10 protein-coding genes are annotated in these 12,752 nt (G+C 62.2%); 7 read left to right on the top strand and 3 right to left on the bottom strand.

Features of this window, described 5'->3' with window-relative positions; translation table 11 throughout:
- The first annotated feature begins 642 nt into the window (after positions 1 to 642).
- The 5 genes from VGO12_RS10480 (at position 643) to VGO12_RS10460 (ending at position 6,537) form a co-directional block, all read left to right on the top strand.
- Entirely contained in the window at positions 643 to 2,241 is a 1,599-nt protein-coding gene (locus VGO12_RS10480; RefSeq protein ID WP_327512690.1) for a peptide ABC transporter substrate-binding protein, read from the top strand.
- A 54-nt stretch (positions 2,242 to 2,295) separates the two neighbouring features.
- Positions 2,296 to 3,219 (top strand): oligopeptide ABC transporter permease OppB, encoded by a 924-nt coding sequence (gene oppB, locus VGO12_RS10475; RefSeq protein WP_327512689.1) that lies wholly within the window; start codon positions 2,296 to 2,298, stop codon positions 3,217 to 3,219.
- Complete coding sequence (locus VGO12_RS10470) at positions 3,212 to 4,342, top strand: ABC transporter permease (RefSeq protein WP_327512688.1); 1,131 nt, start codon at positions 3,212 to 3,214, stop codon at positions 4,340 to 4,342. The genes oppB and VGO12_RS10470 overlap by 8 nt, the downstream gene beginning before the upstream one ends.
- A 1-nt stretch (position 4,343) precedes the next feature.
- The gene (locus VGO12_RS10465) at positions 4,344 to 5,945 is read left to right on the top strand and encodes an ABC transporter ATP-binding protein (RefSeq protein ID WP_327512687.1); all 1,602 of its coding nucleotides are present in this window, start codon (positions 4,344 to 4,346) and stop codon (positions 5,943 to 5,945) included.
- A gap of 190 nt (positions 5,946 to 6,135) precedes the next feature.
- Positions 6,136 to 6,537 (top strand): VOC family protein, encoded by a 402-nt coding sequence (locus VGO12_RS10460; protein WP_327512685.1) that lies wholly within the window; start codon positions 6,136 to 6,138, stop codon positions 6,535 to 6,537.
- Positions 6,538 to 6,564: 27 nt separating this feature from the next.
- Here the strand turns inward: VGO12_RS10460 and VGO12_RS10455 are convergent, their stop codons facing one another.
- Both VGO12_RS10455 and VGO12_RS10450 read right to left on the bottom strand, forming a co-directional pair.
- Complete coding sequence (locus VGO12_RS10455; protein WP_327512684.1) at positions 6,565 to 7,926, bottom strand: sigma-54 dependent transcriptional regulator; 1,362 nt, start codon at positions 7,924 to 7,926, stop codon at positions 6,565 to 6,567.
- Positions 7,923 to 9,746, bottom strand: a complete 1,824-nt coding sequence (locus VGO12_RS10450) for a sensor histidine kinase (RefSeq protein WP_327512683.1) — start codon at positions 9,744 to 9,746, stop codon at positions 7,923 to 7,925. Before VGO12_RS10450 ends, VGO12_RS10455 begins: the two co-directional genes overlap by 4 nt.
- A 236-nt stretch (positions 9,747 to 9,982) precedes the next feature.
- Here VGO12_RS10450 and VGO12_RS10445 point away from each other — a divergent pair, with 236 nt between their 5' ends.
- Together VGO12_RS10445 and VGO12_RS10440 are read left to right on the top strand one after the other, a co-directional pair.
- Positions 9,983 to 10,912 carry a VOC family protein gene (locus VGO12_RS10445; RefSeq protein ID WP_327512682.1) on the top strand — a complete coding sequence of 310 codons (930 nt, stop codon included), beginning with the start codon at positions 9,983 to 9,985 and terminating at the stop codon, positions 10,910 to 10,912.
- Positions 10,913 to 11,035: 123 nt separating this feature from the next.
- Positions 11,036 to 11,638 carry an alpha/beta hydrolase gene (locus tag VGO12_RS10440; protein WP_327512681.1) on the top strand — a complete coding sequence of 201 codons (603 nt, stop codon included), beginning with the start codon at positions 11,036 to 11,038 and terminating at the stop codon, positions 11,636 to 11,638.
- 1 nt (position 11,639) lies between these two features.
- Here VGO12_RS10440 and VGO12_RS10435 read toward each other — a convergent pair whose 3' ends face one another.
- Positions 11,640 to 12,752 (bottom strand): ABC transporter permease, encoded by a 1,113-nt coding sequence (locus VGO12_RS10435; RefSeq protein ID WP_327512680.1) that lies wholly within the window; start codon positions 12,750 to 12,752, stop codon positions 11,640 to 11,642.

Here is a 12,752-nt window from a genome sequence, read left to right as displayed (position 1 = left end):
GCGCGCGAATTGGTCGCGCCCACCGAAGTCAGGCGCACAATAGTTCATCGAAGTGGTTTGACAACCGGGCAAAAGGCAGGTTGCCAGAGGTCGAAAGACGCTTCAATCGATTTTACTGTGGACTGGATGCAACAGCTTTCCGGATATGTGGTTTCACTTTCTGGTGGTGGCGACGCGGCGAAGGAGGCAACACTGTCTCACGCAACCATTAAGGGCGTATTTCATTCTATGCACCCGAATGGAAAGTGTGCCCTGGAAACAGTCTGTCGACAGGGAGTGAACGGGCCGCAAGAAGATTGCGGTGAAGGCCGACTTTCTTTCTGCACATTACGTAAACTGCGGCCAAAATTCACAAACTTTGCATCGGCGGCGATTCGGTGGCGATTCCGAGGGCAGTTTGTCCATAAAAATTGTCGACCTAAAACGTTACAGGAGAATTCGCAGAAATACCGTGCTTACGTCATATGTCCGTCGCAAAGGCGACGAAAAGAATCGCAAACGAAATACAACCTATGGGATAGGTTGAATCCTGCTCTATAGATAAAGATGCAAACGCCCGCAGAATCCACCTTGCCTTCGGGGGCGATTTGCACTTCTCTCCTGCGATCACAAACCCAAAACAAGGGGAAGGAGAGAAACAAAATGGCATCACTGAAACTCAACCTTAGCGCTGCCGCGCTGATTGGCTCGCTGCTCATGGCCGCAAGCCCGGCGCTTGCCGAAGCTGTCCTGCATCGCGGCAATGCGGGTGAGCCGCAGACGCTGGACCAGCACCACACCTCGATCAACATCGAAGCGTTCATCCTCAAGGACCTCTACGAAGGCCTGACGATCTATGACGCATCGGCCAAGATCGTCCCCGGTGTTGCTGAAACGTGGGAGCTTTCGGACGACGGCACGGTCTACACCTTCAAGCTGCGCGCCGATGCCAAGTGGTCCGACGGTTCGCCGGTAACGGCCGAAGACTTCGTCTTCTCCTTCCGTCGCGTTGAAGATCCGAAGACTGCTGCCGGTTACGCCAACATTCTCTTCCCGATCAAGAACGCCGAAAAGGTCAACAAGGGCGAAGTCCCGACCGACCAGCTGGGCGTCAAGGCAATCGACGAAAAGACGGTCGAAATCACGCTGGAGCGTCCGACCCCGTTCTTCCTCGAACTGCTCGCACACCAGACAGCACTTCCGGTCAGCAAGGCAAGCGTCGAAAAGAACGGCGCCGACTTTGTCAAGCCGGGCGTCATGGTTTCGAACGGCGCATTCACGCTCCAGGCTCACGTTCCGAACGACAGCCTGACCGTCGTCAAGAACGCCAACTACTGGGATGCCGCCAACGTCAAGCTCGACAAGGTCATCTTCTACCCGATCGACGATCAGGCCGCTTCGGTCCGTCGCTTCGAAGCCAAGGAAATGGACCTCGTCTATAACTTCTCGGCTGACCAGATCGACCGTCTGCGCACGTCCTACGGCGAACAGGTCCACGTCTCGCCGTCGCTCGCGACCTACTATTACGCATTCGACACCCGCCAGGAGCCCTACAGCGACGTTCGCGTCCGTCAGGCGCTCTCCATGGCCGTCGACCGCGACTTCCTCGCGAAGGAAATCTACGCGGGTTCGCAGCTGCCGGCCTACTCGATGGTTCCCCCGGGCATCGAGAGCTACGGCGAGCCGTCCAAGGCCGAGTTCGGCACGCTGTCGCAGCTCGACCGCGAAGACAAGGCGATCGCGCTCATGAAGGAAGCCGGCTACGGCGAAGGTGGCAAGCCGCTCGACATCGAGCTGCGCTACAACACCAACCCGAACCATGAGCGTGTTGCGACCGCCGTCGCCGACATGTGGAAGAACACCTTCGGCGCCAAGGTGTCGCTGGTGAACCTCGACGTGTCCTCGCACTACGCCTACCTGCAGGAAGGCGGCAAGTTCAACGTTGCCCGCGCCGGCTGGCAGGCCGACTACGCGGACGCCGAGAACTTCCTGGCGCTCAGCGTCGGCTCCAACAAGACCTTCAATTACGGCCACTTCGAGAACGCCGAGTTCGACGGCCTGATGAAGAAGTCCTACGACGAGCAGGATCCGGCAGCCCGCTCCAAGCTCATGCATGACGCCGAAGCGCTGCTGATGAAGGAGCAGCCGATCGCTCCGCTGCTGACCCAGGCCGACCTGTGGCTGGTCGCGAGCCGCGTCAAGGGCTGGGCTGACAATGCTCCGAACGAGCACCTCAGCAAGTTCCTGAGCATCGCCGAATAACGAACAGAGACGACGCGCGGTTGAAAAGCCGCGCGTCGCCTCCGGAGTACGTCCATGATTTCCTTCATCCTTCGCCGATTGGCGAGTGCGGTGCCGACCTTGTTTATCGTCGTCACCATTTCATTTTTCCTGATGCGGTTCGCTCCAGGCGGTCCCTTCAACCTCGAGCGTCCTCTTCCGCCACAAACGATGGCGAACCTGATGAAGACGTATCAGCTCGACCAGCCCCTTTGGCGCCAATACACGCACTATATCAGCAATGCGGTGACCGGCGACTTCGGCCCGAGCTATGTCTACAAGGACAACAACGTCGCTGAACTGATCAGCAAGGGCCTGCCCTATTCGATGGAGCTCGGCTTCTATGCGCTGCTCTTCGCGCTGATCGGCGGCGTCACCGCCGGCACGATCGCAGCACTCCGGCAGAACAGTGCTCTCGATTTCGCGATCATGTCGTTCTCGACGATCGGCGTGACCGTGCCCAACTTCGTCGTCGGCCCGGTGCTGACGCTGGTCTTCGCCATCGTGCTGGCATGGCTGCCGGCCGGCGGCTGGGGCGACGGATCCCTGCGCTTCCTCATCCTGCCGATGATCGCCCTGGCATTGCCGCAGCTTGCGGTCTTCGCGCGCCTTACCCGCGGTTCGATGATCGAGGCGCTGCACACGGATCACATCCGAACGGCCAAGGCTTACGGGCTGCCATCACGAACGGTCGTCGTCACCCACGCGATGCGTGGCGCGATGCTGCCGGTCGTTTCCTATCTGGCACCTTGCGCTGCAGCACTCCTGACCGGCTCGGCCGTGGTCGAGACGATCTTCACCATTCCCGGCGTCGGCCGCTACTTCGTTCTTGGCGCCATCAACCGAGACTACACGCTGGTGATGGGCACCGTCATTCTCGTTGCCATCTTCGTCATCGTCTTCAATCTCCTGGTCGACATTCTCTACGGCCTGCTCGATCCGAGGGTTCGCCATGACTGATATCGTCCAGACGCCGGTGGCAACACCGGAAACCAAGGGGCGAAGCCTCTTCCAGCTCGCGTCCATGCGCTTCAAGCGAAACCGCGCCGCCATGGCCAGTTGCTTCCTGCTGGCCCTGATCGCACTGTTCTCGTTCCTCGGTCCGTTTTTCGTACCGCACACCTATGACCAGGTGTTTCCGTCCTACGTGAACACCAGTCCAAGCCTAGAACCGCGCCCTGATACGTCCACCCTGCAAGGTGTCGTGGAAGGGGTCGCGGCCCGTGCCCGCGTCACCCTCAAGGCGTTCAATCTCGAGGGCGAGACCTTCACCGCGACCATCACGTCGGAACAGCCGATCGACGTGCGTGCGACGCGCTACTTCGACCGCGCGAACGAATTCCGCGACACGCAGGTCGTGGCAACCGAAGACGACGGCAAGACGCTGAAGGTCACCGGTCAGGTCAACCGCGAGTACTTTCCCTTCGGCACCGACAGCAATGGTCGCGACCTGCTCGTTCGTGTCATGCTCGGCGGCCAGATCTCGATCGCCGTCGGCCTGCTCGCCAGTCTTGTATCGCTCGGCATCGGCGTCATCTATGGCGCGACATCGGGCTATATCGGCGGCCGCGTCGACAACGTCATGATGCGTCTGGTGGAAATCCTCTATTCGCTGCCCTTCGTGTTCCTCGTCGTCGTGCTCGTGGTGTTCTTCGGCCGCTCGTTCATCCTGATCTTCCTGGTGATCGGCGCGGTGGAATGGCTCGACATGGCCCGTATCGTTCGCGGCCAGACGCTGGCACTGAAACGCCGTGAGTTCGTCGGCGCCGCCCAGGCGCTCGGTCTTACGGATTGGCAGATCATCCGTCGGCATATCATCCCCAACACGATCGGTCCGGTTATCGTTTTCGTGACCGTGGTCGTACCGAAGGTGATCCTGCTCGAGAGCTTCCTCTCCTTCCTCGGCCTTGGCGTCCAGGCGCCACTGACGAGCTGGGGCGCGTTGATCTCGGAAGGCGCAAACAACATCCAGTCGGCGCCGTGGCTTTTGATTTTCCCGGCCATCTTCTTCGTCCTGACGCTGTTCTCGCTGAATTTCATTGGCGACGGCCTGCGCGACGCGCTCGACCCGAAGGATCGCTGACATGGCAGATACCAAGGAAACCATCCTGGCCGTGCGCGGCCTCAAGGTGAACTTCTCGACGCCGGACGGCACCGTCGAAGCGGTCAAGGGCATCGATCTCGATGTCCGCACCGGTGAAACGCTTGCGGTTGTCGGTGAGTCCGGCTCCGGCAAGAGCCAGACGATGATGGGCATCATGGGGCTGCTCGCCAAGAACGGCGTCGTGACCGGCTCGGCTACCTACCGCGGGCAGGAACTTGTCGGATTGCCTCCGAAGGCCCTCAACCAGGTGCGCGGCGCGAAGGTCACCATGATCTTCCAGGAGCCGATGACCTCGCTCGATCCGCTCTACCCGGTTGGTCGTCAGATCGCCGAGCCGATCGTCCACCACCGCGGCGGTACGTTCAAGCAGGCGCGTGCGCGCGTGCTTGAACTGCTCGAGCTCGTCGGCATTCCGGAACCGAAGCGTCGGATCGACAGCTATCCGCATGAGCTTTCGGGCGGCCAGCGCCAGCGCGTGATGATCGCGATGGCGCTCGCCAACGAGCCGGATCTGCTGATCGCAGACGAACCGACGACGGCGCTCGACGTGACGATCCAGGCGCAGATCCTCGATCTCTTGAAGTCGCTGCAAAAGCGCTTCGGCATGGCGATCGTGCTGATCACCCACGACCTCGGCATCGTCAAGCATTTCGCCGATCGCGTCGCTGTCATGCGGCGCGGCGAAGTGGTGGAGAAAGGCACGACGGCGGATATCTTCGAGCGGCCGCAGGCCGACTACACGAAGATGCTGCTTGCGGCCGAGCCGAGCGGACGCAAGGCATCGCCGGCCGACAACGCGCCGATCATCCTTGAAGGCCGTGACGTCTGCGTCGATTACCAGATCGGCGGCGGCCTCTTCCGGGGCGGCAGGTCCGTCTTCCGCGCGGTCGACAGCGTCAGTCTGCGCCTGAAGGAGGGGCAGACGATCGGTGTCGTCGGTGAATCCGGTTCCGGCAAGTCTACGCTCGGACGCGCGCTTCTGAGGCTCCTGCCGAGCAGCGGCTACTACCGCTTCGGAACGACGGATATTTCCGGCTTCGATCGCGGCCAGATGCGGCCGTTGCGCCGGACGCTGCAGCTCGTCTTCCAGGATCCCTACGGCTCGCTTTCGCCGCGCCGTACCGTCGGCGAGATCATCACGGAAGGCCTGCACGTACACGAGCCCGAGCTCAGCCGTGCCGATCGCGATCGCCGGGCGTCCGAAGCGCTGAGGGAAGTGGGGCTCGACCCGGCGTCGCGCAACCGCTACCCGCACGAGTTCTCGGGCGGACAGCGCCAGCGCATCGCAATCGCCCGCGCCATGATCCTGAAGCCGAAGGTCGTCATTCTCGACGAGCCGACGTCGGCGCTCGACCGCTCGGTGCAGGGGCAGGTGATCGAGCTCCTGCGCGACCTGCAGCGTTCACACGACCTCTCCTACATCTTCATCAGCCACGACCTTTCGGTCGTCAAGGCGATGTCGGACTATGTGATCGTGATGAAGAACGGCAAGATCGTCGAAGAGGGAGAGACGGACGCCATCTTCGAGGCACCGAAACAGCCCTACACCAAGACGCTGATCGGTGCGGCCTTCAACGTCTGAGGCTTGCCGAAAACGCCATCAATGGGGACGCGAGCGATCGTGTCCCCATTCTGATTCCGGCGGTCCGTTGAAGATGCCCGTTCGTCCGCCACATCGGTGTTGCCTCTTACCTGTACAGCCGCAAAGATGCGGGCACGAGCGGCAGCAGGCGATAGGACTGCAGTCCCGCCGCTGATGGAGGGACGGGCCGATGCTGCATCACGTGGAGATCTATGTGTCTGATCTCGAGGTCTCGCACGCCTTCTGGACATCGCTTCTCGCCGAGGTGGGCTATGAATTGGAGGGGCGGTGGGATGGTGGCTTTACGCTCGCCCATGGCGACGATGCCTACCTGACATTCGTGCAGGTTGCCGAGAAACATGCCTCTCGCGATTATCACCGATGCGGCGTCGGCCTCAACCACCTGGCTTTTCGCGTGAAGGACCGCGAGGCCGTCGACAGGCTGAGGCGGTTCTGCCAGGAGAATGGGATCTCCTGCCTTTATGATGACCGGTATCCGTTTGCAAACGGCGGCAGCGAATACTACGCGCTCTACCTTGAAGATCCGGATCGCATCAAGGTCGAGTTCGTGGCGGCAACCGCGGCAGAGTAGGCTGCGAGGTTTCGGCGCACAGCCTGCTCAAAGCTCGCCGTCGACGGAAAAATCCGCGGCGACAAGCTTCTTGTCGAGCCCGAATTTCTGCATCTTCTCGTACAGTGTCTTGCGCGAGATGCCGAGCGATTCATAGACCGGCTTCAATGCACCGCCATGGGCGGCAATGGCGGTGGCGATCAGGCCCTTCTCATAGGCGGCCACCTTGTCGGCAAGGCGGCTGCCATACTCCGCCCTTGCCGCGTCGTCGGGCGCAGCGTCGAGGCCCAGAACCAGCCGCTCGGCGGCATTGCGCAGTTCGCGCACGTTGCCGGGCCAGTCGCGCTCCGCCATTTCCGCCAGCATCGCCTGCGACACCTCGGCTTCATCGCGCCCGTAGCGCGCCGCCGATTCCCGGACCAACTGCAGGAACAGAAGCGGGATATCGGCGCGGCGCTGGGCAAGGGACGGAACGCGCAGCGTCGCGACGTTGAGGCGGTAGAGCAGGTCGGCGCGGAACCGTCCCGCCGCGACCTCCTTTTCGAGATCGACCTTGCTGGTGGCGATGAAGCGCACGTCGAGCGGCACCTGCTCGTTCGATCCCAGCCGGGTGATGACACGCTCCTGCAGGACGCGCAGGAATTTCGCCTGCAGGTCGAAGGGCATGGAGCCGATCTCGTCGAGCAGGATGGTGCCGCCGCGGCCATGCTCGAACTTGCCGTAGCGAGGCCGGATGGCGCCCGGAAACGCGCCGGGCTCGTGACCGAAGAGCTCGCTTTCGATCAGGTTTTCCGGCAGCGCGGCGCAGTTGATGGCGATGAACGGACTGTTGGCCCGTGCACTCAAATCATGGAGTGTGCGGGCGAGCACTTCCTTGCCGACGCCGGTGTCGCCGATGATCAGCGTATCGGCGTCGGCCGCACCGATTGCGCGGATGCGGTAGCGCAGATCGACCATCACGTGGCTGCGGCCCGGCAGCCGCTGCTCGATGTCGTCGCGTTTTCCGGCGACCGCTTTCAGGCGGCGGTTTTCGAGCACGAGCGCGCGCCAGTCGAGCGCCCGGCGGATCGTGCCGGCGAGCATCTGCGCCGCGAACGGCTTTTCGACGAAATCATAGGCGCCCTCGCGCATGGCGCGCACCGCAAGCTGCACCTCGCCGTGGCCGGTGATGAGAATGACCGGCAGCTCGGCATCGATCTCGCGGATACGCTGCAAGAGCGTCATGCCGTCCATGCCGGGCATGCGGATGTCGCTGATGACGACGCCGGCAAAACTGTAGCTGATGAACTCGAGCGCGTGCTCGGCGGCCGCAAAGGCATCCACACGGAAGCCGGCGAGCTCCAGTGCCTGCGCACTCGAATGGCGCACATCCTCTTCGTCGTCGACGAGCAGGATCCGGCTCTCGATCATTCGGCGGCCTCCCGGGCATTGTCGCTGTCGGCGGCAAGTTCGATGCGGAATTCGGCGCCACCTTCCGGCAGGTTGACGGCGGTAAGACTGCCGCCGAAGTCCTTGACGATGTTATAGGAAATCGAAAGGCCGAGGCCCAGTCCCTTGCCGACGCCCTTTGTGGAAAAGAACGGATCGAAGATGCGTTCGGCGATGGCCGGCGCAATGCCGGAACCGCCGTCGCTGACCGACAGGATCACCCGGTCGCCGTCGCGTCGGGCGCGAACGTGAATGGTGCGATCGTCGATCCCCTCGACGGCGTCGGCAGCGTTGGAGATGACGTTGACCAGCACCTGCTGCAGTCGCACCAGGCCGGCCTTCACGACAAGAGGTTCGGGACCAAGATCTATCGCAACCGTCGCTGCGGCCGCCTTCAGCCGCACCGATACGATCTCCATCGTATCGCGGACCACTTCCTCGACGAGAACCGGCCCGAGCTTTTCGTTCGGCTTGCGCGCGAAATTGCGCAGATGCTTGCTGATGGCGGCCATGCGGTCGACGAGGCCAGAGATCCTGCGGATGTTGTCGCTGGCTTCCTCCGAGCGGCCGCGCTCGATCAAAAGCGTCGCACTGTCGGCATAGGTCTTGGCAGCCGCAAGCGGCTGGTTGAATTCGTGCGAAAGGGCCGCGGACATCTGCCCGAGCCCGGCCAGCTTGCCGGCCTGGATCAGGTCGGCCTGCGTGCGGCGCAACTGCTGTTCCGTCAGCCGTCTTTCGGCGATCTCTTCCTCGATCTGGGCGTTGACGCGTGCAAGGTCGGCGGTCCGCTCATCGACGCGGCGTTCAAGCTCGACCTGCGCTTCGGCCTGCATCGAGATGCGCTCGTTCAGCCGTGCACGCCGCTGCAGAACGATCGCGATTCCGAGCCCGGCGAGACAGATCATCAGCAGCGCGGCGATGACCGTCGTCAGCGCCTGGGTCCGCACCGAGGCGGTATCGATCAGCACGTTGACCGTCCAGTCGGCGTCGGGCATCGGTTGCGAGAGCATCAGATACTCACGGCGCTTGTCGCCGGTCGCGACCGAAAGAAAGTGGTTGCCGGCCGAGATGCTCTCGGAGACGGGTAGGGCATGCACGTTCGCATCGGCATAGCGCCGCGACGCCTCGGTGCGGGCCAGGCGTTCTGCGGTCAGCGGCTGGATCGAGGCATAGAGCCAATCGCGGTTGCCGGACATGAAGATGATGCCGTCCGGGTCGGAAACGAAGATCTTGTATTCGCCGCCTTCCCAGGATGCTTCGATACTCTCGACATCGACTTTGAAGACCATGACGCCGCGGATCTCGTCGCCGATCCGGATCGGCGAGCCAAAAAAGTAGCCCCGTTTCAGCGATGTGGTGCCGAGCGCATAGAACCGCGATTCCTGGCCCCGCAGCGCCTCCTGGAAATAGGGCCTGTAGCTGAAGTTCTGGCCGATGAAGCTGGTCGGCCCGTCATAGTTGCTCGCCGCGATCGTATCGCCGTCCGGCGTGATGACGTAGATATCGGATGAGTGCAGCAGGGCGTTGATGTTTTTGAGGTAGGCGTTGACGGCTTCCTTCAGGCGCCGGTCCCGTGGGCGGGTAACAAGTTCCTGGACGTCCTCATGATCGGCAATCAGGGCGGGCAGCGCCTGGTAGCGGTTGAGGTGGCCGTCGAGCGCGGTAACCGCGAGCCGGAGCGCGGTCGTCGCCTGCGCCGTGGCTTCCCGCAGATAGCTGTCCGTCGCGACCTTGTGGCCCTGCCAGGCCAACACGCCTGCCAGCAACGGCAAAACCAAACCGAAAACCAATCGATACTTCACAGATACCCGCGCCCCTCCTCGCGTCGCGGCGCTAACGCGCCTCGCGACGATCTTAGAGCATCGGCGGTAAGCCTCACAAGCAGACCTCGTAAGGCGTGTTGGTTGACGAAGTTCGATTGCTGTCAATGCGGCGTTGACAATGCGTTTGTTTGCAGCCGTCTTTCGCCGGCGGCTGGATGAGCGCATCTATCACCCAACGGAGCGCCCGGTGGCGCTGTAGAGAAAGGATCACGGCAATGCTCAATCAGATCAAGGGCCTGCATCACGTCACCTCGATGGCGGATGATGCGCGCGAGAACAACCAGTTCTTTACAAAGTCGCTCGGACTGCGCCGCGTCAAGAAGACCGTCAACTTCGACTCGCCGGATGTCTACCATCTTTATTACGGTGACGAAGCGGGCACGCCGGGCACGGTCATGACCTATTTCCCGTTCCCGCAAATGCCGCCCGGCCGTGCCGGTACCGGCGAGGTCGGCACGACCGTCTTTTCGGTCCCTGAAGGGTCGCTCGGTTTTTGGAAGGATCGCCTTGTGACGCTTGGCGTCTCCGGTCTCAAGGACGAAGAGACTTTTGGCGAAAAGCGACTGAACTTCGCCGGTCCTGACGGTGACGGCTTTGCGCTGGTCGAGGTCAGGGACGACCAGCGCTCGCCCTGGACCGAAGGCGGCATTTCGGCGGACCACGCGATCCGCGGGTTCCATTCCGCAGCGCTGCGTCTGCGCGATGAAGGTGCGACGGCCGAGCTTCTAAAGTTCATGGGCTACGAGGAACTGGATCGCAAGGATGGCGTGACGCGCCTGATCGTTTCTGAAGGCAACGATGCTCGCGTGATCGATCTCGAAACGATGCCGAACATCGGCCGTGCGTCGCAGGGCGCCGGCTCGGTCCACCACATCGCCTTTGCCGTCGAGAACCGCGAAAAGCAGCTCGAAGTGCGCAAGGCGCTGATGGACACAGGGTACCAGGTGACGCCGGTCATCGACCGCGACTACTTCTGGGCGATCTATTTCCGCACGCCGGGTGGCGTGCTGTTCGAGATCGCCACCAACGAGCCGGGTTTCGATCGTGACGAGGAGCTTGCCCATCTCGGCGAAGGGCTGAAGCTGCCGCAGCAGCACAAGCACTTGCGTCCGATTCTCGAAACGCATCTGCAGAAGATCGACTGATACCGTCGGCAACAGACAAGGCCCGCCGCCGGCGAGCCTTCGGCAAATCTGATAGAAACGCACCAATGACGGGTTGCGGATCGGCACGTCCTGCCGAACTGCAGCAACCGCAGGAGACAGAAAATGGCCGATTTTGGCTACGTGCACAAACTGAAAGCCGGCAAGCCCGGCCAGCCGATCTTCTTCGTCTTCCATGGGACGGGCGGTGACGAGAACCAGTTCTTCACCTTCGCCTCCGAGCTTCTGCCCGAGGCAACGATCGTCTCGCCGCGCGGTGATGTGGCGGAGCATGGCGCCGCGCGCTTCTTCAAGCGCACGGGCGAGGGCGTCTACGACATGGCGGACCTGGCACGGGCAACCGAGAAGATGGCGGGTTTCGTCAAGGCCCTTGCTGCCGAGCATGGCGCATCCGAGGTCATCGGCCTTGGTTACTCCAACGGCGCGAACATTCTCGCCAACGTGCTGATCGAGCAGGGCGTGTTCGACAAGGCGGTGCTGATGCACCCGCTGATCCCGTTCCGGCCGAAGGACAATACAGGCCTCAAGGGGCGTCGTGTGCTGATCACCGCCGGTGAACGCGACCCGATCTGCCCGGCGCCGCTGACCCAGACTCTGACGGATTACTTCGCGGGGCAGGGTACCGCGACCGAAGTCGAGTGGCACCCGGGCGGCCACGACATCCGCCAGAACGAGGTCGCGGCGATCGGCCGTTTTCTGAAGGGCTAAACTACTCCAGCCGGCGGCGGAACAGCCACGAGGCGGCCGAGAGGGTGACGATGGCGATCAGCAACAGCGGGATCGTCTGACGCACCACCTCGACCGCCGGAATGTCTTTCAGGAACACGCCTTTGACGATGACGAGGAAGTAGCGCAGCGGATTGACATAGGTGATCGGCTGCAGCCAGGCGGGCATATTCTCGATCGGCGTCGCGAAACCGGAAAGCAGCATAGCCGGCACCATGAACAGGAAGGCGCCGAGGATCGCCTGCTGCTGCGTCATCGACAGCGCCGAGATGAAAAGGCCGAGGCCGACGACCGAGGCGAGATAGAAGATGGCGCTGCCATAGAGCAAGAACAGCGACCCGCGCAGCGGCACGGCAAAGATGAAGACCGCCGCCAGGATGTAGATCGTGATGTGGAAGAGACCGATCATCATCGGCGGGACCAGCTTGCCGATCAGGATCTCATGGGTTCGAAGCGGCGAGACCATCAACTGGTCGAAGGTCCCGAGCTCCCGTTCGCGCGCGATCGAAAGCGCCGTTACGATCAGCCCGATCAGGAGCGCGATGCTGGCGACCAGGTTCGGCACCATGAACCATTGATAGGTGAGGTTCGGATTGAACCAGTTGCGGGCAACGACGCTGACTGCATTCGATGCCATGCGCTTGCCGGCGGGCGTATCTGCGGCAAGCGTGGCGACGATCCGCGTGAGATAGCCGGAAACGATCTGAGAGGCATTCGAACGGCGACCGTCGAGGATCATCTGAACCTCGGCCGGCTGGCCGGCCTCGATGTCGCGCGAGAAGCTCGGGCCGATCTCGATCGCGGCAATGAACTTCTGGGTATCGATCGCCTCCTGCACCTCGTCGGGCCGATCGGTAAAGCGCACGCTTCGGAAGGTCGGCGAGCCACCGATCCGTTCGACCAGTTCCTGGCTCCATTGGCCGTTGTCGCGGTTCAGCACCAGAACGTCGACATTGGTCACCTCCAGCGTCGCGGCATAGGAAAAGACGAGCAATTGCAGGATCGGCGGCACGATCAGCACCGTGCGCCCCTTGGGATCGCGCAGCACCGCCAGCAGTTCCTTGACGATCAGGGCTTTCAGTCTTGTCCACCACAT

Origin of the sequence: Ensifer sp., from assembly GCF_035999135.1 — a bacterium.
In the GTDB taxonomy this organism is placed as follows: Bacteria; Pseudomonadota; Alphaproteobacteria; order Rhizobiales; family Rhizobiaceae; genus Ensifer.
The sequence above is the reverse complement of the archived record's forward strand: the minus strand, read 5'-3'. Positions and strand labels throughout refer to the sequence as shown.

What these genes read in the sequence shown, in the direction of transcription:
- VGO12_RS10480 (WP_327512690.1), top strand. Translation starts at nt 643, where the DNA reads ATGGCATCACTGAAACTCAACCTTAGCGCTGCCGCGCTGATTGGCTCG.
- oppB (WP_327512689.1), top strand. Translation starts at nt 2,296, where the DNA reads ATGATTTCCTTCATCCTTCGCCGATTGGCGAGTGCGGTGCCGACCTTG.
- VGO12_RS10470 (WP_327512688.1), top strand. Translation starts at nt 3,212, where the DNA reads ATGACTGATATCGTCCAGACGCCGGTGGCAACACCGGAAACCAAGGGG.
- VGO12_RS10465 (WP_327512687.1), top strand. Translation starts at nt 4,344, where the DNA reads ATGGCAGATACCAAGGAAACCATCCTGGCCGTGCGCGGCCTCAAGGTG.
- VGO12_RS10460 (WP_327512685.1), top strand. Translation starts at nt 6,136, where the DNA reads ATGCTGCATCACGTGGAGATCTATGTGTCTGATCTCGAGGTCTCGCAC.
- VGO12_RS10455 (WP_327512684.1), bottom strand. Translation starts at nt 7,926, where the DNA reads ATGATCGAGAGCCGGATCCTGCTCGTCGACGACGAAGAGGATGTGCGC.
- VGO12_RS10445 (WP_327512682.1), top strand. Translation starts at nt 9,983, where the DNA reads ATGCTCAATCAGATCAAGGGCCTGCATCACGTCACCTCGATGGCGGAT.
- VGO12_RS10440 (WP_327512681.1), top strand. Translation starts at nt 11,036, where the DNA reads ATGGCCGATTTTGGCTACGTGCACAAACTGAAAGCCGGCAAGCCCGGC.
- VGO12_RS10435 (WP_327512680.1), bottom strand. Translation starts at nt 12,752, where the DNA reads ATGTGGTGGACAAGACTGAAAGCCCTGATCGTCAAGGAACTGCTGGCG.